This is a genomic window from Hoeflea algicola, assembly GCF_026619415.1.
Classification (GTDB): Bacteria; Pseudomonadota; Alphaproteobacteria; order Rhizobiales; family Rhizobiaceae; genus Hoeflea; species Hoeflea algicola.
Genome location: NZ_JAOVZR010000001.1, coordinates 1,683,648 through 1,708,211, shown reverse-complemented (window position 1 = coordinate 1,708,211; position 24,564 = coordinate 1,683,648). Strand labels below are relative to the sequence as shown.

The window sequence follows — 24,564 nt, the reverse complement described above, 5'->3', positions numbered from 1 at the left end:
CGTTTAAGGAGGCTGTGTCCCGATGCATCTGCTGGTCGCCCAAAAGGGGACGTTGAGCGATGGTGACGAGGCTGTCGATCTGGGCCAAAGCCCGGGCGACATCCTGTTCCTGAGCGCTGCTGACACCGAATTGGCAAGTGTGGCTGCCGCGCGGCAGACGACCGGACGGATGGAGTGGCGGCTGGCAAGCCTGTCCGATCTCAAGCATCCGATGTCGGTCGATACCTTCATCGCCCGGATGGCGCCCAAAGCCCGGCTAGTGATCGTCCGCGCGCTGGGGGGGCAGCTATTTTTCCTATGTGCTGGAAAGCCTGCATGCAGCCGCAACGATGCATGGGTTCAAGGTTGCAGCGCTGCCGGGTGACGACCGGCCCGATCCCGGGCTCGATCCGCTATCGACGCTCGCGCAAGCCGAACGGCTCGATCTCTGGGCCTATCTGACCGAAGGCGGGGCCGAAAACGCCCGTGCGCTGATCGATTACGCCGAGGCCCTGCTCGATGGGGCCGAGAAACCGCAGCCGGCGGCGCCACTCCTGAAGGCCGGGCTGTGGCACCCGCGGCTGGCCAATCCGGCGCTTGGTGATCTGCAACGCGATTGGACGCCCGGTGCGCCGGTTGCAGCGGTGTGTTTTTACCGGGCGCTGGTGCAGAGCGGCCAGACGGCGCCGGTGGCGGCTCTGTGCGAAGGGCTTCTGGCCGAAGGCGTCAATGCGTTGCCGGTGTTCGTCTCGAGCCTCAAGGACCCGGTTTCGGTTGGCACTTTACAGGCGATATTTGCGGATGCGGCGCCGGATGTGGTGATCAATGCCACCGGTTTTGCGGTGTCATCGCCGGGCGGCAAGACCAAGGGCACGGTGCTGGAATCAACTGGCGCGCCGGTGTTGCAGGCGGTGTTTGCCAGCGGTGGCCGCGAAGCCTGGGCAGGCTCACTGCAAGGGCTGACCTCGCGCGATCTGGCCATGCATGTGGCGCTGCCGGAAGTCGATGGCAGGGTGCTGAGCCGGGCGGTGTCGTTCAAGGCGGCAGCAAGGTTTGATGAAACCGTTGAAGCCAACATCGTCACCCATGCGCCAGAACTCGACAGGGTGGCGTTTGTGGCGCAGCTGGCGGCGCGCTGGGCGCGGTTGCGGCGTACCGAGATCGCGGAGCGCCGGGTGGCGATCGTGCTTGCCAATTACCCCAATCGCGACGGCCGCATTGCCAATGGCGTCGGGTTGGATACGCCGGCAGGCACCATCGAGGTGCTCAAGGCGATGTCAACGGAGGGTTATCAGGTCGGGGATATCCCCGCTGATGGTGATGCGCTGGTGACCAGGCTCAGGGCAGGGCCGACCAATGCATTGCGGGCTGAACGCGAGGGCGGTGAATATCTTTCGCTCGGGGCGTATCAGCAATTTTTCGATACCCTTGATCCATCAATTCGCGCGGCGGTGACAGAGCGTTGGGGCGAGCCGGACGCCGATCCGTTCTACCGCGACGGCGGTTTTGAGCTGGCGCTTCTGAAATTTGGCAATGTGGTTGTCGGCATCCAGCCGGCGCGCGGCTACAACATCGATCCCAAGGCCAGCTACCATGCGCCCGATCTGGTGCCGCCGCATGGCTATTTCGCGTTTTACGCCTGGCTGCGGCGGGAATTCGATGTCCATGCGGTGGTGCATATGGGCAAGCACGGCAATCTGGAATGGTTGCCGGGCAAGGCCTTGGCACTGTCGCGGGCCTGCTATCCCGAAGCGGTGCTCGGGCCGACGCCGCATGTCTATCCGTTCATCGTCAATGATCCGGGCGAGGGGACGCAGGCCAAGCGCCGCGCTGCCGCCGTCATCATTGACCATCTGACGCCGCCGCTGACCCGGGCCGAGAGCTATGGGCCCCTCAAGGATCTCGAAGCGCTGGTGGATGAATATTACCAGGCGGCAGGCCACGATCCGCGCCGGCTGAAACTGCTCAAACGCCAGATTCTTGAACTGGTGCATGACATCGGGCTCGACAGGGATGCCGGCATTGCGCCCGATGATGATGACGACCTGGCACTGGAAAAGCTTGACGCCTGGCTCTGCGATCTCAAGGAAATGCAGATTCGCGACGGGCTGCATATTTTCGGGCTTTCACCCGAGGGGGGCTGCTTGTTGATCTGACGGTTGCGTTGGCGCGGATCAAGCGCGGCGAAGCGCCGGGCGAGGACAGCCTGCACCGGGCGATTGCGCGGGATGCGGGGCTGACCGCGTTCGACCCGCTCGATTGCGCGATGGGTGAGCGGTGGTCGGGGTCAAAACCTGAGGAACTGCAGGCGGTTTCGGATGACCTCTGGCGCACCAATGGCGACACGGTGGAGCGGATCGAACTGCTGGCAATCGAGCTGGTGTCGGAGAGAATGGCTGTGCCCTCGGGATGGGCAGCGACTGCAGCCGTGATGGAGAATATCCGGACGCAGATCATGCCTTCAGTGCGGGCCTGCGGCACAGCTGAACTTGAGGGTCTCTTGATGGCGCTGGACGGGCGCTTCGTCCAGCCAGGCCCGTCGGGGGCGCCGACGCGCGGTCGGCCGGACGTGTTGCCGACGGGGCGGAATTTCTATTCGGTCGACAGCCGCGCGGTGCCTACGCCGGCGGCCTGGGAACTGGGGCAGAAATCGGCGGAGCTGCTGGTTACCCGTCACGCCCAGGACCATGGTGAATGGCCGACCTCGATGGCGCTGACTGCCTGGGGCACATCCAACATGCGCACCGGCGGCGATGACATTGCCCAAGCGCTGGCGCTGATCGGCGCCAAGCCGGTGTGGGACCCGTCGTCGCGGCGGGTGACCGGCTACGAGATCATTCCGCTGGCGATGATGAACCGGCCGCGGGTTGACGTGACCTTGCGGATTTCAGGGTTTTTCCGTGATGCGTTTCCCGACCAGATTGCGTTGTTTGACCGCGCCGTGCGCGCCGTTGCAGCGCTTGAGGAAGACGAGGCCGATAATCCGCTCGCGGCTCGCGCCCGGCAGGAAAGCGCGCGGCTGATTGACACCGGTGTCAGCGAGGCGGATGCCGGCAGGCAGGCTTCTTTCCGGGTGTTCGGTTCCAAGCCCGGTGCCTATGGGGCGGGTTTGCAGGCGCTGATGGATGAGCGCGGCTGGACCGACCGCAGCGATCTGGCCGAGGCCTTCGTGGTCTGGGGCGGCTATGCCTATGGAGCTGGGGAAGAGGGGCAGCTGGCGCGCGAATTGTTCGAGCAGCGGCTCTCAACCGTCGAGGCGGTGGTGCAAAACCAGGACAACCGCGAGCACGATCTTCTGGATTCCGATGATTACTACCAGTTCGAAGGCGGCATGACGGCGGCGGTGGAAGCGGCGCGCGGGAGCCGGCCGGCGATCTATCACAATGACCATTCGCGGCCCGAACGCCCGGTGATCCGCTCGCTGGAAGAAGAAATTGCCCGCGTCGTGCGTGGTCGGGCGGTCAATCCGAAATGGATCTCCGGGGTCAAGCGCCACGGCTACAAGGGCGCCTTCGAGATGGCGGCGACGGTCGATTATCTGTTTGCCTTTGCGGCCACCACCGGGGCGGTGCGCGATGCGCATTTCGAGGCGGTCTACCAAGCCTATCTGATGGATCAGGAAACGCTGGATTTCCTGCGCGAGAAGAACCCCGATGCGCTCAGGGAAATGGCTGAAAAGTTCGAGGAGGCCATCGAGCGTGGGCTGTGGACGCCAAAGAGCAATTCGGCCAAGTTTGCCCTGTCAGACATTGCCCGTGGGGCCAAGGACTGAACATGGCATTCGAGATACGCGAAATCGATGACACGAGCGGCGAGTTTTTTGCCGCAGTTGACGCGATCCTTGATGACGCCGCGGCCGGACTGGGGCTGCCGTTCGAGCCTGACAAATTGCACCTGCGGGTTGACGATGCCGAGGGCAGGCTTGCCGGCGGGCTGTCGGGCTATTTCGTCCAGGGCTGGCTGTTTGTGAAATTGCTGGCCATCGTTGATGAACAGCGCGGCAGCGGGATTGGCAGGGCGCTGATGCTGCGGGCCGAAGAGATCACCCGGCAGAAGGGCTATGCCGGGATCTATCTCGATACCTTCACTTTTCAGGCGCCACGATTTTACGAGAGCTTGGGCTATGTTGAATGCGGCCGTCTGCCGGCTGCGCGCGGCCATGCGCAGCGGATCTGGTTTGCCAAGGCCTTTGATGATGCGGGCGGAAGCCGGAACTGAGAAATGCCGCTTGAACCGGCGGGTCTTGCCGGTCAGGATTGATGTTGAAAAGGATGGATTGAGATGAGCGAACGGGTCAAGATTACCGATGGAATGAGCGAGGAACAACTCAACGAGCGCCACGCGGAAAAGATGAAGAAGAAGAAAGCCGCGCGTGACAAGATCATCGCCACCAAGACCATCGAAAAGGGCCTGGTGATCGTCCATACCGGCAAGGGCAAGGGTAAATCGACGGCCGCATTCGGCATGATCTTCCGCGCCATCGGCAACGGCATGAAGGTTGGCGTGGTGCAGTTCGTCAAGGGCAAGTGGTCGACCGGCGAGCGCAAGGTGCTGGAAGCCTTTCCCGATCAAGTGAAAATGGCCACCATGGGCCAGGGCTTTACCTGGGAGACGCAGGACCGCAGCCGCGATATCGCCGCCGCCCGCGAGGCTTGGCAATGTGCCCGCGAGATGATCCTCGATCCGGAAATCGACATGGTGCTGTGTGACGAGCTCAACATCGTGCTTCGCTACGATTATCTCGACGTCAACGAGGTCATCGAAACACTGAAGGAAAAGCCGGAGATGAAGCACGTCATCATCACCGGCCGCAACGCCAAGGAAGAACTGATCGAATTTGCCGATCTGGTCACCGAAATGGAAATGATCAAGCATCCGTTCCGCTCTGGCGTGAAGGCGCAGGTCGGGGTGGAATTCTGAGGGTCGCGCGTTCAGGTGAGCTCACTCGGGCGCGCCACGCCTTGCTTCAAGGTGCTACAGTGAGTTTTGCCCATCCGCTAGGATTGGCGTTGTTGTAGCCAGGGAGACATCGGATGAGCCTGACGGCAAGCTGGCAGTTCTGGGCGTTGGTGGCGGCGGTCTTCGCCGCCCTGACGGCGATTTTTGCCAAGGTCGGGATCGCCGATATCGACAGCGATCTCGCCACCTTCATCCGCACCTGCGTGATCATTGTGGTGCTCGGCGCTATCCTGACGGTGAGCGGCAAATGGCGGCATCCGTCATCGATCCCGTTCAAGACCTGGCTGTTTCTGGGCCTGTCAGGGCTTGCCACCGGCGGCTCGTGGCTCGCCTATTTCCGCGCGCTCAAACTCGGCGACGCCGCCCGGGTGGCGCCGCTCGACAAATTGTCGATCGTGCTGGTGGCCATTTTCGGCGTGATCTTTCTCGGCGAACACCTGTCCGCGCTCAATTGGCTGGGCGTGACGCTGATCGGCACCGGCGCGATTTTGCTGGCGGTTTTTTAGGGTGTGGCGTCTGATCGAGTGTCCAGCCGATAGGTCATTTACAAAACGAACCGGATAGCTGGTTTACAGTTTTTGCTGGAATTGCCCTTTCTCTGGTTGGCGCCTGGGGATAGGGTTGAGCTTGTTGGAGCTGCGATCGAGGTGACCGATGGCGGCGAAGAAGTCCTTCCCTGTCTTGATGTTCTTCTCAATGCTCATGGAAATTTCTCCATTTCGCACGGATCGGATCGCGCTCAATCCGATCCGTGCATCGTGGCCCTACCGGTTGGTACGTCGTGTTCGTCAGTCGAACTTGATAAGGTCCTTAAAGATCAGATGACCCCAGCTATTACCGTGCGCCTGCACTAGCAGCCCGCCTCCCGACAGCTCGCCAAGCGTGATCGGCGCGAACCCGAGATTTTCCGCGAGCGTCCCGATTTCCGACACTGCGTCATCGTCGTCGCTCGCCAGAAACACGACTCTCCGACCACCATGCACCGCTGGCTCCTGGCCGAGGACGCGAGCGACCAGATGGTTGAAGCCCTTGACCAATCTTGCACCTGTGAACGCTCGCGCGACGACTCTTGCGGACGGCTGTCCGCCCAGTTCCTCATCAGGCACACCATAGGCATTGGTCACGTCGACGATGATCTTCCCCTGCCAGGAGGGAGCGCCTTCGCGACATCCGGGTGCTGCTCGAATCGGACGGCCAGGAAGATGACGTCCGCCTTGACCGCTTCCGTGAGCTTCCTGGCCGTGACTTCGGATCCGATCGCGGCGGCGTCCGATGCGAAGCTTTCAGGATCGCGCGTGGTCGCCACGGATACAGCGATACCGCTCCGGGCGAATGCCCTGGCGAGAGTCTGGCCGACCTCGCCGAAACCAATAATTGCGTAGCTCATAATAATTCTCCGATCTGGTGCTAAAGTTGGGGGGTCAGACCTGCGCCCAGCCGCCATCGACGGCGAGATCTATGCCGGTGATGTAGGAGCTTTCATCGGAGGCGAGGAATGTGAGAGCAGCCGCGATTTCCTGCGGCTTGCCCCTGCGACCCATTGGGATTTGCGCAGTAAACTGGGCGACCGCCTGTTCGGCTTGCTCAGCGGTAAGGCCGGTCGTTGTCGCCAAGGCGAGAGTCTCGATCGCGCCAGGGCTCATCGTATTGACGCGGATCTTGCGGTCCTTCAACTCCTGTGTCCAAGACCGCGAGAAGCTGCGAACAGCCGCCTTGCTTGCTGCATAGGTGCTGAACGCCGGTAGCCCCATCACATTCGAGACCGAAGAGTTCAGAATGATCGAACCGCCCTCTTTGAAGATGGGAAGGGCCTTTTGCACGGTGAAGAACAACCCCTTCACATTCACATTGAAGGTCTGGTCAATATGGGACTCGGTAGCTTCCGCGAGCGGTGCGACTGTCCCTGCGCCCGCGTTTGCGAAGAGAATTTCGATGTGACCATGCTTCTCTTTCACCGTGGCGTAGAGCCGGTCCAGATCTTCCAGACACGAAACGTCGCCCACCACTGTTGTGACGTTTCTCCCGATAAGGACCGCGGCCTCTTGCAGGACTTTCTCGCGTCGCCCGAAGATCACGACCTGCGCGCCTTCTTCTACGAAACGCTTGGCTGTGGCCAGGCCAATTCCGCTGCTTCCGCCCGTGATGACTGCGATCTTACCTTCAAGTTTTTTCATGATTTTCTATCCTTCAGTGTGTGACTCAGACGCGGGATTGCGCCGGGGTCAGAGTTGCGCAAGGCCGCCGTCAACGGCGACCTCACTGGCGGTCATTAAGCTGCTATCTGACGACGCGAGAAACGCGGCCACCGCTCCGATCTCCGCCGGATCGGCCATGCGCTTGAGCGGATTCATCGATGCGAAGACCTTCATGCCTTCCTCGCCCACCGCTTCCACCGCAAGTTCGGTAGCAGTCGGCCCAGGCGCGAGCACGTTGACCCGGATGCCGGTGCCCTTCAGGTCTTCCGCCCAACTTCGCGCAAGGTTGCGGACTGCCGCCTTGCTCGCGCTGTAGACGCTGAATGCCGGGGCGCCCGTCGTACCGGCGCTCGATCCCGTCAGGATGATCGAACCGCCCTCGTCCATCAGCGGCAGCGCCTTCTGTACCGTGAAGATCGTACCCTTCACGTTGGTGTCGAAAGTTTCGTCAATGTGCTTGGCGGTGATCTCTCCGAGCGGCAGCAGACTTCCCGTCCCGGCATTGGCGAAGACGATGTCCAGCGTTCCGCGTTCCGCCTTAACCGCCGCGTAGAGACGGTCGAGGTCGGCCTCATTTGAGACCGAGCCCTTCACCGCAAGGGCATTGGCTCCAAGCTCGGCCACAGCGGCGTCAAGCGTTTCTTGCCGTCGGCCGAAGATGAAAACGAACGCGCCCTCGTCGATGAAGCGCTTTGCTGCGGCGCGGCCGATGCCGGTAGCGCCGCCGGTTATCACGGCAGTTTTTCCATTCAGTCTGTTCATGTCATGCACCCTTCGTTTCGCTGTCACGAGTTTTTGGCTGTACGGGGAAGTTCCCCGAGAGCCCTGAGGTGGGGTCACCGAAGTCGGGTGGGGAGAGCGGAATCGCGCACATCGGTGGTGCAAAAAAGATCCAGCTTGATGGATAAATGCCGCGGTGATTGCGCAAATTGCATGCTGGTATGTAATAGTGGGCTTTGGAAGCCACACGGCGCGGCGCGGGAATGCACCATGATCAACTGGGACGACGTTCGCTACTTTCTTGCCGCAGCGCGCGAAAGCTCGGTGCGGGCTGCCGCCAAGCGCTTGGGGGTGAACCACGCGACCGTGCTGCGACGCATTACCCAGCTCGAGAACCGCCTTGGGGCGCAGATGTTCGAGAAGCTGCCTTCAGGCTACCGCCTGACGGCTGTGGGCGAAGAGGTGCTCGATCTCGCGAACGATATGGAAGCGTCGTCGAACCAATTGGAAACCCGCGTCTTCGGGCGCGACCAGAGCGTGCGAGGGCTGCTGCGGGTGACCTTGACACCGATCCTCGCGACAAACTTGCTCATGCCGGACTTCGCTGATTTCGCGCGTCTGTATCCGGACATCGAGATGGAAATCCTGTCGTCCGGTGAGCTGGCAAACCTGACGAAGCGAGAGGCCGACTTGGCGATCCGCGTCGTCTACGACCGCAAAACCCTGCCGCTCAATCTTCACGGACTGAAGGGACCGGAGCTGTTTGGCGGCGTCTACATGTCTCGCGATCGGCTGGCCGCGTGGCGTACGGGCGCGCCTGATCCCGTCCGGTGGATCGTCATCAGCACTCATGGCATTCCGGAGTGGGCGGGGGAGGGTGAGGTTCGCACAACGGGGGTTCCATTCAGGGTCACGGACGCTGCGGCGGAGATCTCGGCTGTACGGCAAGGGCTCGGGATCACGACCCTGCCGTGCTTCGTTGGCGATGCCGATCCCCTGCTGGTGAGGGTGCCGGGCACCGACCTGCACCAGTACGGAACGCTGTGGCTACTCACACAAGGCGAGACACGCAAGACAAAGCGTGTGCGGCTTTTCACGGAGTTCGTATCCCGCAGGCTCGCGGCTTATGCCCCGCTTCTCACGGGGTTGTCACTAACGGGCGACTGACCAGTCGGGCTCAGCCGTTTCTTCGTTTCCCTTAAGTCTCGCTAGGCGCCCAAGTCATCCAGCGATAGTACTGCCGACCTTAAGTCAATGGGCTCTGTTGACCCTTGTATTGCTTCCCCTACTGATCCAGCAGCAGCTTAGCCGCAAGCGCCACGCAGGTGATCACCAGCAGGGGTTTGATGATCTTGGCGCCGTTTTTCATGGCCAGCCGCGAGCCCACTTGCGCGCCTGCGAACTGGGCGGCGCCCATCATCAGGCCGATCTTCCAGGAAATCACGCCGACAAAAGCGAAAACGGCAAAGCCGCCGATATTGGAGGCGAAGTTTAAAAGCTTGGTGTGGGCAGTGGCCTTGAGCAGGCCGAAACCTGCAAGCGCCACAAAGGCGAGCATGTAGAACGAGCCGGCGCCGGGGCCAAACAGGCCGTCGTAAAAGCCGACCATCGGCACGATCATGAGGCCGAACAGGAACGGCGATAGCCGGCGGGCGCGGTCGATATCGCCCATGTTGGGCTTGATGCCGAAATAGAGCGCGATGACAATCAGCAGAAACGGCAGGAAGGCGCGGAACAGCTCGCCGGGGATGAGCGTCGCCAGCATCGCCCCGATTGCCGATCCGGCGGCCGCGAGTACTGCCGGCCCGATCTGGGTCTTGAGGTCGACATGGCCCTTGCGGGCATAGGCGACCGTGGCCGAGCCCGAGCCAAACAAGCCCTGCAGCTTGTTGGTGCCAAGCGCTTCGACCGGCGAAAATCCCACCAGCAACATGGCCGGAAGCGCGATCAATCCGCCGCCGCCGGCAATCGAATCGACAAACCCCGCCAGGAAGGCCGCCGCGAACAGCAGCACGGTGAGCGTCAGCGTGAGGTCTTCCATGGGGTAGCCTGTGGGGAGATGGTGTGGGGGCGGCAATGGCTTGGAGCTATTGCATGCCGCTGGCGTTGGGGCAATTGCTGCTTGCGCACAGGCTTGGCCCGATCTGGGTGGCTACGCCGGGGGAACGGTGGCGTTTGCGGCTTTGAACTGCCGTGTCGGGCGGCTTGACAGCGGCGCGCGAAGCGGCCTTGGTGGCGGCAGGATCGGGATTTTGCGAAAGGCTCGCCACCGGGGCTGGCGGGACGCGGAAATTTACGGCCTTGTCCGGGCTTGCCCCGGTCTTGATGATGAAGTTGATGCTGGAAAGGACCATGCATGACAAACGGGGCTGACAACGGGCTTTCATGGACGCAACGGGTACGCGGATTTCTCGATCTGAACTCGTCGATCGAAGAAGTCGCCAATGATCCGGCGCTGACGGCGGAATTGCTGTTGTTGGTGAGGATGTCGTTTGCCGACAAGACCGTGGGTTCATCCGAGGCCGATGCGTTTGCGGCGATCTGCACCCGGCTGCTCGGTCTCAACGGCGATGAGTTGACCGAGATCCTGAGATATCTGCATGATTTCGGCTACGAGACCACCGATGCGCAGGCCGCGGCGATGCTTGCCGAGTTGCCTGAACCGCGCAAGCGCGAAATCCTCGATCATCTGGCAATCGTCGCCAAGGCCGACGGCAATGTCGACGAGCGCGAGCGGCGGCTGCTTGAAGCCACTGCACGGCGGCTCGGTTTCGCCTGAGCCTCTTGATCCACAACAATCAGGCGTCTGGCGCAGATCAACGCAATCGTGGCGCAAACCGCGTTGACCCATGATGCGCCAACGCCTAAGACTCCCCTCATGTGCGACGGCGCCTGATGACAGGCTGAGAGAAATTCCGGTGCGGCTGACTTATACCAAGAGCCAAACCCGGAGCTGTCCGGTTCGGTAAACGCGACAAACCCGTAAAATGGGGGCGCCGCTATTATCCGGCGTATCGTGCTGAAATTGTCACGTTGTCCGGAGGCCCCGATGCGCACCCTTGTTCTTTTTTCCATTCTCAGCGTCAGCTTTGGCGTTTCCAACGCTTTTGCTCATGGCGGGCACCTTGGCGATCTTGCCGGGCACTCGCATTGGGCCGGCTGGGCGGCTGCAGCTGCCGCTGCGGCAATTGCAGCCTGGGCAGTCAAGCGTGGCTCCAAGGCAAAGGCAGCAAGCGACGATCACGCTGAAGAAGCCGAGACCGGCGAAAAGCCCGATAGCGCGGGAGCCTGAACATGGAAAAGATCGGGATCATGGTTTGCGGTCATGGCAGCCGCAACCAGAACGCCGCACGCGAATTCGCCACCGTCGCCGAGGGGCTGAAAGCCCGCTATCCGGATCTGCCGGTGGAATATGGCTATCTCGAATTCTGCAATCCGGTGATCTCGGAAGGTCTTGATCGGCTGCGCGAAAAGGGCGTGACCCGGGTTCTGGCCGTGCCGGGCATGCTGTTTGCCGCCGGCCACGCCAAGAACGACATCCCTTCCGTACTCAACACTTACCAGGCGCAAAATCCCGGGATGGTGATCAGCTATGGGCGCGAACTTGGCATCGACCTGAAAATGATCAGGGCGGCGGGCGAGCGGATCCAGCAGGCGATCGACACGGCCAATGCGGCTGAAGGCGAAGTGGGTCTTCACGACACGCTGTTGATGGTGGTTGGCCGCGGCTCGTCCGATCCGGATGCCAATTCGAATGCGTCGAAGGTGATGCGGATGCTGTGGGAAGGCTTTGGTTTTGGCTGGGCCGAGACCTGCTATTCGGGCGTGACCTTTCCGCTGGTCGGGCCGGGGCTCAGCCATGCAGCCAAGCTCGGCTACAAGCGCATCATCGTGTTTCCCTATTTCCTGTTTACCGGCGTGCTGGTCAAGCGGATCTATTCCGAGACCGACGCGGTGGCCGCCGATCATCCCGAGATCCAGTTCATCAAGGCATCTTACCTGAGCGACCATACGCTGGTGCTCGACACCTTCCAGGACCGGGTGCAGGAGATCGTCGACGGGCAGGCGCTGATGAACTGCCAGATGTGCAAATATCGCGAGCAGGTGCTCGGCTTCGAAGCTGAAGTCGGACTGCCGCAGGAAAGCCATCATCACCATGTCGAAGGCATTGGCGGCGGGCTTGAGGATTGCCCCTGCAAGGGCGATTGCGACGCGTCGTGCCGCGAGGAAGAGTTCTGCAAGGAACATGGCCTGCCATGGACGCCGGTGCACAGCCACGCGAGCCCGGCACCGTTGGAGCCGGTGGATGATGCGCATTCGCATGGTCATGCACATGGGCATGACCACGGGCACGACCATGGGCATTCGCACGATCACACACATGACCATGGCCATGATCACAGCCACGGCGCTGACCATCACCATCATCCCTATCCGCATGCGGATCACCCGCACGGGCCGCGCTCGATGGAAAAGAACAAGGACTGACCGGGTTGACCGCTTTCACCCCCGTCCGCGATCCGGCAGAGATCTACCGGCGTTCCTTTGCCATCATCCGGGCAGAGGCTGAGCTTGCACGTTTTGACGCGGCTACCGAATCGGTGGTGGTTCGGATGATTCATGCCTGCGGGATGGTCGATCTGGCCGCTGACATCGCCGTCTCCGACGGCTTCGCGTTCACCGCGAGTGCTGCGTTGCAGGCTGGTGCGCCGGTGCTGTGCGATGTGGAAATGGTGCGTCACGGGGTGATCGGGCGATTGATGCCTGCGGGCAACGAGGTGCTGTGTCTGCTCAATGACCCGCGGGTGCGCGAGATCGCCGCACGCGATGCGACCACCCGCTCGGCAGCGCAGGTCGATCTCTGGGCCGAACGGATGGGCGGCGCGGTGATTGCCATTGGCAATGCGCCGACGGCGCTGTTCCGGCTGCTCGAGCTGATCGACGCTGGAGCGCCGAAGCCGGCCGCCATCATCGGCGCGCCGGTGGGCTTTGTCGGTGCGGTGGAAAGCAAGCAGGCGTTGGTCGACGATCCGCGCGGCGTAGCCTATCTTACAGTAACGGGGCGGCGCGGCGGCAGCGCGCTTGCCAGCGCTGCGGTGAATGCACTTGCCGGGGGGCTTGAAGGGCATGGCTGAAACGCCCTGGTTGACCATTCTCGGTATCGGCGACAATGGGCTCGACAGCCTGACGCCGCCGGCGCGAACGCTGTATGAAGCAGCAGCGACGATCATCGCACCGGAACGGGTGTTGGCGCGGATTGATTGCGGCGGCCGCGAGACCATCGCCTGGACCTTCGGGGTCAAGGAGACCCTAGCGCTGTTGATGGCGCGGCGCGGCACCCCGACCACCATTCTTGCCACCGGCGATCCGATGTTTTTCGGCATTGGCGCAACGTTGATGCGGCAACTCGATGCGGGCGAGCTCAGGGTGATCCCGTCCCCTTCGGCGTTTTCGCTCGCCGCCGCCCGGCTTGGCTGGGCGCTGCAGGAGGTGGCGATGATCTCGCTGCATGGCCGCTCGGTGCATGGGTTGGCCGCGCATGTGCAGCCGGGCGCACGGATCATCGCACTCACTTCAACCGGTCGCACGGTGATCGAGGCGGCGGAAATTCTCAACGCCCGCGGTTATGGCCGCTCCGAGATGGCGGTGCTTGAGCATATGGGCGGGCCGGATGAGCGCATCCGGGTGATGCGCGCCGACCGGATCGCAGCCGACAGGCCGGTGCTGGCCGCCTTCAACACGCTGGCGATTTTGTGCGAGGCCGAGCCCGGTGCGCGACTGCTGCCAGCGGTGCCTGGGCTGCCCGACGAAGCTTTCGAGCATGACGGACAACTGACCAAGCGCGAGGTGAGGGCGGTTACGCTATCGCGGCTCGGGCCGGTTCCGGGCGGGCTGATCTGGGATGTTGGCGCCGGCTGCGGCTCGATCGGAATAGAGTGGATTCGCGCTGCCCGCGGCGCCCGGGCGATCGCCATCGAGACCGACAGTGCGCGCCGGGAAATGATCGCCCATAATGCCATGACGCTGGGTGCGCCGGGGCTGGAGATTGTTGCGGGCACCGCGCCGGCAGCGCTCGAAAATATCGAGGCGCCGGACGCTGTATTCATCGGCGGCGGCATTTCCCGCGATGGTGTATTCGAAGCGGCCTGGCAGGCGCTGGCGCCCAACGGCCGGCTGGTTGCCAACGCCGTAACCGTGGAAGGCGAAGCGCGGTTGTTTGCGCTGCAGGCGGTGCATGGCGGCGAGTTGATTCGGGTGCAGACAAGCCGCGCGGAACCGGTCGGACGCTATCTCGGCTGGAAGCCGCAGATGCCGGTGACGCTGTGGGCGGTGACCAAGGGGCGGGACGAATGAGCGGCACTCTTTACGGGCTGGGGCTAGGGCCAGGCGACCCCGAATTGCTGACGCTGAAAGCCTACCGGATCTTGCAGTCAGCGCCGGTGATCGCTTGGCCGGCGCCGGATACCGGTCCGAGTTTCGCCCGCACCATTGCCGCTTCGCATCTGCCCGGCGGGCAGGTCGAGATCCCGATCGTGATGCCGATGCGGACCGAGAGGTTTCCGGCACGCGACGTCTATGACCGGGTGTCGGTGGAGATCGCCGCCCATCTCGATGCCGGACGCGACGTGGCGGTGCTGTGCGAAGGTGATCCGTTTTTCTATGGCTCGTTCATGTATCTGTTCGAGCGGCTGGCGCCGCGCTACCGGACCGAAGTGGTGCCCGGGGTGTCTTCGATGATGGCGGCGGCAAGCGCTGCCGGCCGTCCGCTGGCTGCGCGCAACGATGGGCTGTCGGTTTTGCCGGGACCACTTTGCGACGATGAGCTCACAAACAGAATCAACTTGGCGGATGCAGTTGCGATCATCAAGATCGGCAGGCATTTCAAGCGTTTGCGCGCGCTGATTGAGAAAATGAATCTTCTGGCGCAGGCCGTCTATGTCGAGCGGGTAACACTTGGCGCGGAGCGCTTGATGCCGCTTGCGGATGTGCCTGAAGACACCGCGCCATACTTTTCGATGATCCTGATTTACAAGGGCGGCGAGGACTGGGTCCATTCGCTGCCGGGGAGCAAGGCATGAACAAATCCGCGGCGATCGTGATTCTGTCGGAGGCGGCGTTGCCGTTGGCCCGGCGCATTGCCCAGACTACTGGCGGCGAGGTGCACGGGTTCGCCCGGCGCGTGCCGCAGGGCGCGGATGTGCAGTTTGGTGATGTCGGGGGACACCTGGCCGAGCTGTTTGCGGAAGGGCGGCCGATCATCGCCATGATGGCGGCGGGCGCTGTCATCCGGTTATTGGCGCCCCATCTCACCGACAAGGCGAACGAGCCTGCGGTAATCGCGGTTGCGGAAGACGGATCGGTTGCCGTGCCGCTGCTCGGCGGGCACCACGGCGCTAATGATCTGGCGCGCAAGATTGCCGCAATTACAGACGGGCTTGCAGCGGTTACCACGGCAGGTGACGTGAAATTCGGAGTAGCGTTGGATTCTGCCGCCGGAAGGCTGGGTGCTTGCCAATCCCCAAAACGCCAAGCTGGTGATGGCCGATCTGGTGGCTGGCAGAACTGCGCGGCTTGACGGCGATGCGCTCTGGCTCAGCGAGAGTGGGTTGATGTTTTCGCCTGATGGCGCGGTTGTTCTGGCTGTCTCGGACAGGGCCATTGCACCGCCTGAAAACGGGCTGCTGTATCATCCGCAAAACCTCGTGCTTGGCATCGGCTGCGAACGTGGTGCCAGTGGTGACGAAGCGCTGGCGCTGGCGCTGGAAAGACTCACCAAGGCTGGGCTTGCACCCGAGGCTGTTGGGCTGGTGGCGTCGATTGATGTGAAGGCCGATGAGGCAGCGGTGCATCATGTGGCGCAGCATTTCGGTTGCCCGGCGCGGTTCTTCGATGCGGTAACGCTGGAAGCGGAAACGCCGCGGCTGAAACATCCGTCTGATATCGTCTTTGCCGAAGTCGGGTGCCATGGCGTGTCCGAAGGCGCTGCATTGGCTGCCGTTGGAGCGTCAGGCGAACTGATCGCGGAGAAGCGCAAAAGCAAGCGTGCCACTTGTGCCATCGCACGCGCGATGGAGCCGTTTACAAACGCGAACCTGCCGGGCAGGGCGCGGGGCAAGCTGATGGTGGTCGGTATCGGGCCGGGATCAGAAGGCTGGCGCTCGCCAGAGGTTTCGCAGATGGTTTCTGCTTCGACCGATCTGGTCGGCTATTCGCTCTATCTCGATCTGCTCGGGCCGCTGACCAAGGGCAAGACGCGGCATGATTTTGATCTTGGCAAGGAAGAGGCGCGCGTGCGCCACGCGATGGGACTGGCAGGCCAAGGCAAGTCGGTGGCGCTGGTCTGTTCTGGTGACGCCGGGATCTACGCGATGGCGACGCTGGTGTTCGAACTTTTGGACAAGTCGGACGGACCGGAAGGCCTGACGGCAGAAGCACGCCGGATCGAGATTGCTGTGTCACCGGGCATCTCGGCGCTGCAGGCCGCGGCTGCGCGCGCCGGTGCGCCGCTGGGGCATGATTTCTGCACCATCTCGCTGTCGGATCTGCTGACGCCCTGGGAAGACATCAAGCGCCGGGTGACGGCTGCGGGCGAGGGCGATTTCGTCATCGCGTTCTACAATCCGGTGTCGAAGAAGCGCCGAACCCAACTGGCATGGGCGCGCGACAAGCTGCTCGAGCATCGCCCGGCGTCCACGCCGGTGATCCTCGCCACCAATCTGGGGCGCGAAGGCGAGTTGATCCGCATCGTGCCGCTGGGCTCGCTCAATGTCGATGATGTCGACATGCTCACCGTGGTGGTGGTCGGCTCGTCCAATTCCGCCACGATCAAGACCGGCGACGGCAAAACCTGGGTCTATACGCCGCGCGGCTATGCCCGCAAGGAAGGCACAGCCATGGCAAACATCATATCTGGAGACGCGGCATGACCGTTTATTTTATCGGCGCCGGACCGGGCGCACCCGACCTCATCACCGTGCGCGGCCTCAAGCTGATCGAGCGATGCCCGGTGTGCCTCTACGCCGGGTCGCTGGTGCCGGAGGAAATCGTCCACGCCGCGCCCGAAGGGGCGCTGGTCAAGGACACCGCGCCGATGCATCTCGAGGCGATCATCGCGGAGATGGAAACCGCGCATGCGGCCGGCCATGATGTGGCACGGGTGCATTCGGGCGATCCGGCGATCTATGGCGCGGTGGCCGAGCAGATGCGGCGGCTGGATGCGCTGGGGATCGATTACGAGGTGGTGCCAGGCGTGCCGGCTTTCGCCGGTGTGGCGGCAAAGCTTGCCACCGAGCTGACCCTGCCGGAAATCGCCCAGACGGTGATCATCACCCGCACCGGCATGAAGGCGTCATCGATGCCGGAGTTCGAGCAGTTGGAAATTCTCGGCCAGTCGCGGGCGACGCTGGCGATCCACCTGTCGATCCGCAATCTTGATTATGTGCGGCGGTCGCTGGAGCCGTTCTATGGCGCCGATTGCCCGGTGGTGATTGCCTACCGTGCCACCTGGCCGGACGAACTCTACATCCGCACCACGCTTGAGGGCATGAAGGAAGAGGTGCGCAAACACAAGATCACCCGCACCGCGCTGATCATGGTCGGCAAGGTGTTCGGCGATATCAGCTTCCGCGACAGCGACCTCTACAATTCCGACTACTCGCATGTGCTCAGGAATGTCGGAAAAAAGAAGAAGGCGAAAGTGGTGTAGTAGATAGGTGTCGACGGAATCCCAACTGCGTTTCTTGCTACGATTTCAATTCTGCAACGCCGGTTCCTAAGTTTCCGTCATCCCCGCCTTGAGCCGGGATCCAGCGACCCGTCGTCCTGGGTGAAGAGACTTTGTTCTGGTGTTGAATTTGGATCAGCTCAGAACTGCGGTGGCTTCGATTTCGATTAGGAAATCCGGCATTGCAAGGCACTGAACGCCGATCAATGTATTGGCTGCGGGTATAACATCACCGTAAAATGCACCTATGGCAGGGCCGATGATTTCGAGCTGGTCAGGCGAATAATTGACCACATAAGTCCTGAGCCTGACAACATTGGCTGCGGACGCACCTTCTGCGGCCAACACCTCTTTGAGATTTGCAAAGGCCTGCGCCGCTTGCGCGCCCAAGTCTCCCGGGCCCACCAGATTGTTATCCTTGTCCCATGCAACTTGCCCGGCGAGATGAAGCATTCTGCGTCCTTCAGATGCAACTGCATGCGAAAACCCAAACTGCGTTGCATTATACATTGTGGTGGGATTAACAGCTTCTCGTTTCATGTTGGGTTTCCTACTGTTTGGGAATGATATGAGTGCCAAAATGGGCACCAGATCTGCGTTTATTCTGGCAGACAAGCAGACTCACTACAAGGCATCAAAACACGCGCAAAGTGTTGCAAAAGAAGTGAAATTCGACAGAATTCGCACGATATCTTTTCGGCCAAAGGTTTCTTCCTTGTCGGTAATGATTTGGAAGATACGTTCCGGATTTTTAGTGAAAACAGAGAGCTATGTGTCCCCGGTGCACACTGCGCATATCGACCGCACCGGATTTGCCAACCCGATCAGTCCAAGGACCTGGGCTGGCCGGATACCGGATCGGGGTCCGGCATGACGGAACACAAGACATTTATGGTGGTTCTCAATCGCCCCGCCCGACCATAATTACCGGCACCCCCAACTCTCGCGCCGCCTCGATCTTGGCGTAAGCCGCCTTGCCGCCTGAATTGCGGCAGACGATGTGGGTGATCGAATGGGCGATCAGCAGCAGTGTCTCTACTGCCGGCGTGTCGCCGGGGCGGCCCAGGATCAGCGCATGGTCGGGGAGTTCCAGCGGATGCTCCGGCGGGTCGATCATGCGGACGATGAAATGCACATCCTCACGGGAAGCGAACAGACCGATATGCTGCGAGCCCAATGCCAGTAATACGCGGGCGCGGGGCGGAATGACATCGCGGGCTTGGTTCAGTGTTTCGACTTCTATCCAGTTGTCGCCGGGTTGTTTTGCCCAAGCGGTGCGGGTGCGGATGTCGAGCTGCACGCCAGCGATTTTCGCCGCCTCAATGGCGTTGGCGCTGATCTGGCGGGCGAAGGGATGGGTCGCGTCGACCATTCGGGTGACGCGCTCGGCGCGGATGAAATTGGCCAGTCCTTCGACGCCACCAAAACCGCCGCTGCGGACCTCACCTGCAAGCGGCGCGGGATCACGGGTGCGACCGGCCAGCGAGGTGATCACCCGCGCATCGGGGTGGCGTGCGACCAGATCGCGGGCCAGCTCGGCTGCCTCGCTTGTGCCGCCGAGAATCAGGATGGTTTGGGGGGCATTCGGCTCAGACGGCATGGGCCAGAAGCGTCCCGGCGCGGTCGGTGACCATCACATCGACACTGACCGGGGCGCCGCGGAGCACGTCAAGCACGGCGTTACGCGCGGCTTTGCCGATTATTTCGGGTAGATCAAGCCCGGCAGCACCGGTCAATTCCAGCGCCTCGAGCGCGGTGTTGGCGGCCAGGATCTGGTCCGTCAGCTCACGGTCTGCGCCCAGTTCGCCGGCCTTTTCGGCAAGCCACGCCATGTCGACCTGGCTGCGGCCCGAATGCAGATCCATCGCGCCCTGGGCGAGCTTGGTCATCTTGGCGAAACCGCCGGCAATGGTCAGCCGCGGAACCGGATGGGCGCGGAGATATTTGAGCAGCCCACCGGCGAAATCGCCCATGTCGAGACAAGCAAGGTCGGACAGGCCGTGAAAGTTCTGGGCGGTTTTCTCCGAGCTCGAGCCGGTGGCGCCCAGCACATGCGGAAAGCCCTCGGCGCGGGCGACATCGATGCCGCGGTGGATCGAGTGGATCCAGGCGGCACAGGAGAACGGATGAACGATGCCGGTGGTGCCAAGCACGGAGAGGCCACCGAGAATGCCAAGCCGCGGGTTCCAAGTCTGCAGCGCCAACTCGGCGCCGTTCTCGATCGAGACCTCGATTTCGATGTCGGGCGAGATGCCATGATGCTGGCACAGCGCAGTGACGGTTTCGGTCATCATCCGCCGCGGCACCGGGTTGATCGCCGGTTCGCCGACCGGAACCGGGAGCCCCGCCCGGGTGACGGTGCCGACGCCATCACCCGCCTTGAAGACAATGCCCTGTCCCTGAGCGAGCCGCTGGATGCGGGCGATGACCATCGCCCCGTGGGTGACGTCGGGGTCGTCGCCGGCGTCCTTGATGATGGCCGCCATGGCGGTTTTTTCATCCAGGGATTCACGCGCCAGCGCAAACCCCGGCTGCTCGCCTTTCGGCAAGGTGATGACCACCGGATCGGGGAACTCACCGGTCAGCAATGCGGTCAGCGCGGCCTTCGTTGCCGCCGTGGCGCAGGCACCCGTCGTCCAGCCCCGGCGCAGCGCCGTGGCGGGTTTTTCCGATCGAATTTCGTTTTCGTCGCTGTCCATGTCGCAGTTCTTGATCGTGTCTTGCCTGTTGCCGTTATAGAGTGCGATTGATACGGGTGTAAGCCTAATCATTCGAATGGAAAATGCATGATCGACTGGCGCCAAAACCTGCCGGAAATGAAAGCCGGCGAAGTCTGGCTGGTAGGAGCCGGGCCGGGTGACCCGGGGCTGTTAACGCTGCATGCCGCCCATGCGCTGAGCCAGGCCGATGTGATCGTCCACGATGCTCTGGTCAATGCCGAATGCCTGAAGCTTGCCCGCCCGGGCGCCCGCCTGGAATATGCCGGGAAACGAGGCGGAAAACCATCGCCGAAGCAACGCGACATTTCGCTCAGGCTGGTCGAACTGGCACGCGAGGGGCAGCGGGTTCTGCGGCTCAAGGGCGGAGATCCTTTCGTGTTTGGCCGTGGCGGCGAAGAAGCGTTGACGCTGGTCGAGCACCATATTCCGTTCCGCATCGTGCCGGGGGTGACGGCTGGGATCGGCGGGCTGGCCTATGCCGGCATTCCGGTGACCCACCGCGACACCAATCATACCGTTACCTTTCTCACCGGCCACGATGCCAGCGGTCTGGTTCCCGACCGGATCGATTGGGATGGCGTGGCCCGCGGCAGCCAGGTAATTGTCATGTATATGGCGATGAAACATATCGCCATTATTGCCGCGCGACTGATAGACGCGGGGCGCGATGCCGACGAGCCGGTGGCCTTCGTTACCGACGCCTCGTTGCCTGAGCAGAAAGTGCTTGAAACAACGCTTGAGCGGGCTGCTACCGATGTTGCCGCATCGGGGTTGCAGCCGCCGGCGATCGTGGTAGTGGGCAAGGTTGTACGGCTGAGGCCGGCGCTTGACTGGATGGGCGCCGCAGCCGGTCGGGTTCTGACCGCCGACCCTCTGGGAAATCGCGCTGATGCGCAGAAAGACAGTGCATGACGGGATTGATGATTGCGGCGCCGCAGTCAGGCGCCGGCAAGACGACGGTAACATTGGGACTATTACGGGCGCTCAAGCGCCGCGGGGTGGCGCTGGCGCCGGGCAAGGCCGGCCCGGATTATATCGATCCCGCCTTTCACACGGCAGCAAGCGGCGAGACCTGCCTCAATTACGATCCATGGGCGATGCGCGGTGACCTGCTGCTGGCCAATGCCGCGCTGCAGTCGCAGGGTGGCCGCATGCTGGTGATCGAAGCGATGATGGGGCTGTTTGACGGCGCCGCCGACGGATCCGGTTCTGCTGGCGATCTGGCCGGGCTGCTCGGTCTGCCGGTTATCTTGGTAATCGACTGCGCCAGCATGTCGCATTCGGTTGCGGCGATGGCGCAAGGTTTTGCCAATTTTCATCCCGACGTGCTGGTCGCCGGCGTCATCCTCAACCGGGTCGCCAGTCCACGCCACGAAGGCATGCTGCGCCAGGCGCTCGACAAGGCACGGATCGCTGTCCTGGGCGCGTTGCCACGGGACGACAGCCTGAGCGTCCCGCAGCGCCATCTCGGGCTGGTGCAGGCCGGAGAAAATGCCGAACTTGCAAGGTTGATCGATGCCACCGCGGATCTGGTGGAAAGCCGCGTCGATCTGCATCAGCTCGTCAGGTTGGGGCAGCGGGCACCTGCCAAGGCGACGTTGGCAAAGATCTTGCGGCTGCCACCGCCTGGCCAGAAGATCGCGGTGGCGCGGGATATCGCTTTCGCCTTTGCCTATGAGCACATGCTGCTTGGCTGGAAACGGCGTGGCGCGGAAATCTCGTTCTTCTCACCACTGGCTGACGAGGGACCGGCTGAGGATTGCGATGCGGTGGTTCTGCCCGGCGGCTATCCGGAATTGCACGTCGGCGTGCTGGCCAGTGCGCAGGGGTTCAAGTCCGCTATGCTTGCAGCGATCAAGCGCGGTGTGACGGTTTATGGCGAGTGCGGCGGCTACATGGTGTTGGGCGAGGGGCTCATCGACGATCAGGGTGTACGGCACGAGATGCTGGGCGCCTTGCCGCTGGTTACCAGTTTTGCCGACCGGCAGCGGCACCTGGGCTATCGCCGGATGACGCCGATGCCCGGCTTCTTCTGGGACATGGAACTCTCGGCGCATGAATTTCACTATGCAACGATCGTTTCCGAAGGCGAGGCCGACAGGCTGTTCTCGGCACGGGATGCGCTGGGCGCCGATCTCGGTGCAGTCGGATTGAGACGCGGCAACGTCTCGGGATCGTTCATGCATGTTATTGACCGGATAGACTGACTGATATGAGTCCTGTTCTTGATCCCATTGCCCATGGCGGCGCCCTTTCCGAGGCTATGGCGCGCCATGGCGGGGCGGCGTCGGAATGGCTCGATCTGTCGACTGGCATCAGCCCGTTTTCGCTGCCTCTGCCCGATCTGCCAGCCGATATTTGGCGGCGGCTGCCGGAGCAGGCGGAAGCGGTGCGTGTCGCGGAACTGGCGATGCGCCATTATGGCGGCGCGGTAACGCCGGTGATTACACCCGGCACTCAGGCCGCCATTCAACTGCTGCCGTGGCTCAGGCCGGACGCCGAATCTGTGGCCATCGTCTCGCCCACCTATGGCGAGTACGAACAGGCCTTTCGCCGCGCCGGCATAGAGATCGACCATATTGATACGATTGAGGCGGCGGCAGCGACGCGGGCAAGCACGGTGATCCTCGCCAATCCCAACAATCCCGACGGCCGCGCCACCATGCGCGACGATATTTTCGGCTTTGTGCGGGCGCATCGGAACCGGCTGGTTGTTGTCGATGAAGCTTTTGCCGATATGCGCCAGGACTTGTCGATGGCGGGTGCCGCGGGAATGGAGCCCAACCTGGTGGTCATGCGCTCCTTCGGCAAGTTTTTTGGGCTTGCCGGTTTGCGGCTGGGGTTCGTGTTTGCCGAGCCGGGCCTGTCGAAGATACTCAGCGACCGGCTTGGCCCCTGGGCAGTTTCAGGGCCGGCATTGGCAATTGCCGCGCATGGGTTTTCGCGCATGGATTTGGTTTCCAATCTGCGCCAGCGGATCGACAAGGCACATGCCATGACCCGGTCGGCGCTCAACATGGCCAATGTTTCGGTCATTGGCGAGACGGCGCTGTTTTTCTGCTGCGAGGTGGGTGACGGCGCAGCGGTGCGCAATGCGCTGGCGGGCCATCAGGTGCTGGTGCGGGCGTTTGACCATAGCCCGTCGCGGATCCGCATCGGTCTGGTTCCTGACGAGCTCTCCGGTGTGCGATTGCGCGAAACCCTGCGGCTTGTCGGCGTCCGGACCCCATGATGTGGCATCTGGCGGTGCTTCTGGCGGCGCTTGTGCTCGACCGAGTTGTTGGCGACCCGGACTGGCTGTGGCGGCGACTGAGCCACCCGGTGGTGATTTTCGGCCAGGCCATCGGCTTTATCGAGCGCCGCTTCAACCATGCAGATGACAGTGCTCTGACGCGCCAGCGCAACGGCAGGATTGCAATTGCAGCGCTGTTAATTGTCGCCGCGCTGGCCGGACTGGCATTGAACGTGGCATTTGCACAGTTGGGGATGATTGGTTGGGCGCTGGAGACGGTGATCGTCGCGGTTTTTCTGGCGCAAAAAAGTCTTGGTGATCATGTATGTGCGGTCGTTACCGGCTTGCGCGAGGGTGGGGTAGTCGGCGGGCGAGCAGCGGTGGCGATGATTGTCGGCCGCGATCCCGAGGCTCTCGATGAAGCTGGTGTGTCGCGGGCGGCGATCGAGAGCTTGGCCGAGAATTTTTCCGACGGTATCGTCGCGCCGGTGCTGTGGTACGCGGTTTTTGGACTGCCGGGGCTGCTGGCCTACAAGATGCTCAACACTGCGGATTCGATGATCGGCCATCTCAATGACCGGTATCGGGAATTCGGGCGTGCAGCGGCGCTGCTCGATGATCTCGCCAATTGGCCGGCGGCGCGGCTTTCGGCGTTGTTGATTGCCTGTGGTGCGGGTCTGGCCAGGGGAATTGATGCCATGCGCCAGGCGGGCGAGCAGGCGCTGGTGGATTCAGGTCTGCATCGCTCGCCCAATGCCGGCTGGCCGGAAGCGGCGATGGCCGGCGCGCTGGGGCTTTCCCTGGCCGGGCCGCGGCAGTATGGCGGCGAGATGGTGATGGAGGCCAGTGTCAACGCCCGCGGGCGTCGGCAGGCCAGTGCGGCAGACGTTGAGGAGGCGCTCAAAATCTTTTTCGAGCCTGTGACAGTCTCGCCGCTGCCGTTCTGTTGGTGCTTGCAATTCTTTAAAACCAAGATAAATCAATTGGTTGCGTCGGTATTTAGAATGCCGTTGCTGTTTTTAACTTTAACCTGAT

24 protein-coding genes and 3 pseudogenes are annotated in these 24,564 nt (G+C 62.3%); 18 read left to right on the top strand and 9 right to left on the bottom strand.

The features are described from left to right. The first annotated feature begins 22 nt into the window (after positions 1 to 22). From cobN to OEG84_RS08380, 4 genes and pseudogenes are all read left to right on the top strand, one after another. Positions 23 to 3,751, top strand: a pseudogene (gene cobN, locus OEG84_RS08395) (cobaltochelatase subunit CobN). 2 nt (positions 3,752 to 3,753) lie between these two features. Continuing rightward, positions 3,754 to 4,197: a GNAT family N-acetyltransferase gene (locus OEG84_RS08390; protein ID WP_267653331.1), complete on the top strand. Its 444-nt coding sequence runs from the start codon at positions 3,754 to 3,756 to the stop codon at positions 4,195 to 4,197. Between the two features lie 63 nt (positions 4,198 to 4,260). Next, on the top strand, positions 4,261 to 4,899 hold the full coding sequence (gene cobO, locus OEG84_RS08385; RefSeq protein WP_267653330.1) for a cob(I)yrinic acid a,c-diamide adenosyltransferase: 639 nt from the start codon (positions 4,261 to 4,263) through the stop codon (positions 4,897 to 4,899). Between the two features lie 113 nt (positions 4,900 to 5,012). Next, positions 5,013 to 5,444, top strand: a complete 432-nt coding sequence (locus OEG84_RS08380; protein ID WP_267653329.1) for an EamA family transporter — start codon at positions 5,013 to 5,015, stop codon at positions 5,442 to 5,444. Between the two features lie 63 nt (positions 5,445 to 5,507). Here the strand turns inward: OEG84_RS08380 and OEG84_RS08375 are convergent, their stop codons facing one another. The 4 genes and pseudogenes from OEG84_RS08375 to OEG84_RS08360 form a co-directional block, all read right to left on the bottom strand. Then, positions 5,508 to 5,642: a hypothetical protein gene (locus OEG84_RS08375; protein WP_267653328.1), complete on the bottom strand. Its 135-nt coding sequence runs from the start codon at positions 5,640 to 5,642 to the stop codon at positions 5,508 to 5,510. A gap of 84 nt (positions 5,643 to 5,726) precedes the next feature. Beyond that, positions 5,727 to 6,325: pseudogene (locus tag OEG84_RS08370) on the bottom strand (NADPH-dependent F420 reductase). 34 nt (positions 6,326 to 6,359) lie between these two features. Continuing rightward, on the bottom strand, positions 6,360 to 7,112 hold the full coding sequence (locus OEG84_RS08365) for an SDR family NAD(P)-dependent oxidoreductase (protein ID WP_267653327.1): 753 nt from the start codon (positions 7,110 to 7,112) through the stop codon (positions 6,360 to 6,362). Positions 7,113 to 7,160: 48 nt separating this feature from the next. After that, positions 7,161 to 7,895: an SDR family NAD(P)-dependent oxidoreductase gene (locus tag OEG84_RS08360; RefSeq protein ID WP_267653326.1), complete on the bottom strand. Its 735-nt coding sequence runs from the start codon at positions 7,893 to 7,895 to the stop codon at positions 7,161 to 7,163. A gap of 228 nt (positions 7,896 to 8,123) precedes the next feature. Here OEG84_RS08360 and OEG84_RS08355 point away from each other — a divergent pair, with 228 nt between their 5' ends. Then, positions 8,124 to 9,020 carry a LysR family transcriptional regulator gene (locus OEG84_RS08355; RefSeq protein ID WP_267653325.1) on the top strand — a complete coding sequence of 299 codons (897 nt, stop codon included), beginning with the start codon at positions 8,124 to 8,126 and terminating at the stop codon, positions 9,018 to 9,020. Positions 9,021 to 9,138: 118 nt separating this feature from the next. On the opposite strand, the gene OEG84_RS08350 is transcribed toward OEG84_RS08355, so the two are convergent. Next, complete coding sequence (locus OEG84_RS08350) at positions 9,139 to 9,894, bottom strand: TSUP family transporter (protein ID WP_267653324.1); 756 nt, start codon at positions 9,892 to 9,894, stop codon at positions 9,139 to 9,141. A gap of 46 nt (positions 9,895 to 9,940) precedes the next feature. Continuing rightward, entirely contained in the window at positions 9,941 to 10,207 is a 267-nt protein-coding gene (locus tag OEG84_RS08345) for a hypothetical protein (protein ID WP_267653323.1), read from the bottom strand. Positions 10,208 to 10,209: 2 nt separating this feature from the next. Between OEG84_RS08345 and OEG84_RS08340 the strand changes: the two genes are divergently transcribed. The 8 genes and pseudogenes from OEG84_RS08340 to cobM all read left to right on the top strand — a co-directional run bounded on the left by OEG84_RS08340 (position 10,210) and on the right by cobM (position 17,559). Beyond that, a complete protein-coding gene (locus tag OEG84_RS08340) occupies positions 10,210 to 10,632 on the top strand; it encodes a TerB family tellurite resistance protein (RefSeq protein WP_267653322.1) in 423 nt (140 codons plus the stop codon). Between the two features lie 270 nt (positions 10,633 to 10,902). Further along, on the top strand, positions 10,903 to 11,145 hold the full coding sequence (locus OEG84_RS08335) for a DUF6732 family protein (RefSeq protein ID WP_267653321.1): 243 nt from the start codon (positions 10,903 to 10,905) through the stop codon (positions 11,143 to 11,145). Positions 11,146 to 11,147: 2 nt separating this feature from the next. After that, on the top strand, positions 11,148 to 12,341 hold the full coding sequence (locus OEG84_RS08330) for a sirohydrochlorin chelatase (RefSeq protein ID WP_267653320.1): 1,194 nt from the start codon (positions 11,148 to 11,150) through the stop codon (positions 12,339 to 12,341). Positions 12,342 to 12,346: 5 nt separating this feature from the next. Further along, positions 12,347 to 12,988, top strand: coding sequence for a precorrin-8X methylmutase (locus tag OEG84_RS08325; protein WP_267653319.1), 642 nt, complete (start codon positions 12,347 to 12,349; stop codon positions 12,986 to 12,988). After that, positions 12,981 to 14,207 carry a precorrin-6y C5,15-methyltransferase (decarboxylating) subunit CbiE gene (gene cbiE, locus OEG84_RS08320; protein ID WP_267653318.1) on the top strand — a complete coding sequence of 409 codons (1,227 nt, stop codon included), beginning with the start codon at positions 12,981 to 12,983 and terminating at the stop codon, positions 14,205 to 14,207. Before OEG84_RS08325 ends, cbiE begins: the two co-directional genes overlap by 8 nt. Beyond that, a complete protein-coding gene (gene cobI / locus OEG84_RS08315) occupies positions 14,204 to 14,932 on the top strand; it encodes a precorrin-2 C(20)-methyltransferase (protein WP_267653317.1) in 729 nt (242 codons plus the stop codon). The genes cbiE and cobI overlap by 4 nt, the downstream gene beginning before the upstream one ends. After that, positions 14,929 to 16,780: pseudogene (gene cobJ / locus OEG84_RS08310) on the top strand (precorrin-3B C(17)-methyltransferase). Before cobI ends, cobJ begins: the two are co-directional and overlap by 4 nt. Next, positions 16,777 to 17,559 (top strand): precorrin-4 C(11)-methyltransferase, encoded by a 783-nt coding sequence (gene cobM, locus OEG84_RS08305; RefSeq protein WP_267653316.1) that lies wholly within the window; start codon positions 16,777 to 16,779, stop codon positions 17,557 to 17,559. Before cobJ ends, cobM begins: the two are co-directional and overlap by 4 nt. A gap of 153 nt (positions 17,560 to 17,712) precedes the next feature. On the opposite strand, the gene OEG84_RS08300 is transcribed toward cobM, so the two are convergent. Then, the gene (locus OEG84_RS08300) at positions 17,713 to 18,117 is read right to left on the bottom strand and encodes a RidA family protein (RefSeq protein ID WP_047029340.1); all 405 of its coding nucleotides are present in this window, start codon (positions 18,115 to 18,117) and stop codon (positions 17,713 to 17,715) included. 28 nt (positions 18,118 to 18,145) lie between these two features. Between OEG84_RS08300 and OEG84_RS08295 the strand changes: the two genes are divergently transcribed. Beyond that, positions 18,146 to 18,451: a hypothetical protein gene (locus tag OEG84_RS08295; protein WP_267653315.1), complete on the top strand. Its 306-nt coding sequence runs from the start codon at positions 18,146 to 18,148 to the stop codon at positions 18,449 to 18,451. A 27-nt stretch (positions 18,452 to 18,478) separates the two neighbouring features. On the opposite strand, the gene OEG84_RS08290 is transcribed toward OEG84_RS08295, so the two are convergent. Together OEG84_RS08290 and OEG84_RS08285 are read right to left on the bottom strand one after the other, a co-directional pair. After that, positions 18,479 to 19,177, bottom strand: coding sequence for a cobalt-precorrin-6A reductase (locus OEG84_RS08290; RefSeq protein ID WP_267653314.1), 699 nt, complete (start codon positions 19,175 to 19,177; stop codon positions 18,479 to 18,481). Then, positions 19,167 to 20,276, bottom strand: a complete 1,110-nt coding sequence (locus OEG84_RS08285; RefSeq protein ID WP_267653313.1) for a cobalt-precorrin-5B (C(1))-methyltransferase — start codon at positions 20,274 to 20,276, stop codon at positions 19,167 to 19,169. Before OEG84_RS08285 ends, OEG84_RS08290 begins: the two co-directional genes overlap by 11 nt. Positions 20,277 to 20,363: 87 nt before the next feature. On the opposite strand from OEG84_RS08285, the gene cobA reads away from it, so the two are divergent. Genes cobA through cbiB form a run of 4 tightly spaced genes read left to right on the top strand, consistent with a single transcriptional unit; the run spans position 20,364 to position 24,563 of the window. Further along, a complete protein-coding gene (gene cobA / locus OEG84_RS08280) occupies positions 20,364 to 21,209 on the top strand; it encodes a uroporphyrinogen-III C-methyltransferase (RefSeq protein ID WP_267653312.1) in 846 nt (281 codons plus the stop codon). Further along, positions 21,206 to 22,504, top strand: coding sequence for a cobyrinic acid a,c-diamide synthase CobB (locus tag OEG84_RS08275; protein ID WP_267653311.1), 1,299 nt, complete (start codon positions 21,206 to 21,208; stop codon positions 22,502 to 22,504). The genes cobA and OEG84_RS08275 overlap by 4 nt, the downstream gene beginning before the upstream one ends. Before the next feature lie 5 nt (positions 22,505 to 22,509). Then, complete coding sequence (gene cobD, locus OEG84_RS08270) at positions 22,510 to 23,529, top strand: threonine-phosphate decarboxylase CobD (protein WP_267653310.1); 1,020 nt, start codon at positions 22,510 to 22,512, stop codon at positions 23,527 to 23,529. Then, complete coding sequence (gene cbiB / locus OEG84_RS08265; RefSeq protein WP_267653308.1) at positions 23,526 to 24,563, top strand: adenosylcobinamide-phosphate synthase CbiB; 1,038 nt, start codon at positions 23,526 to 23,528, stop codon at positions 24,561 to 24,563. The genes cobD and cbiB overlap by 4 nt, the downstream gene beginning before the upstream one ends. Position 24,564 lies beyond the last annotated feature (1 nt).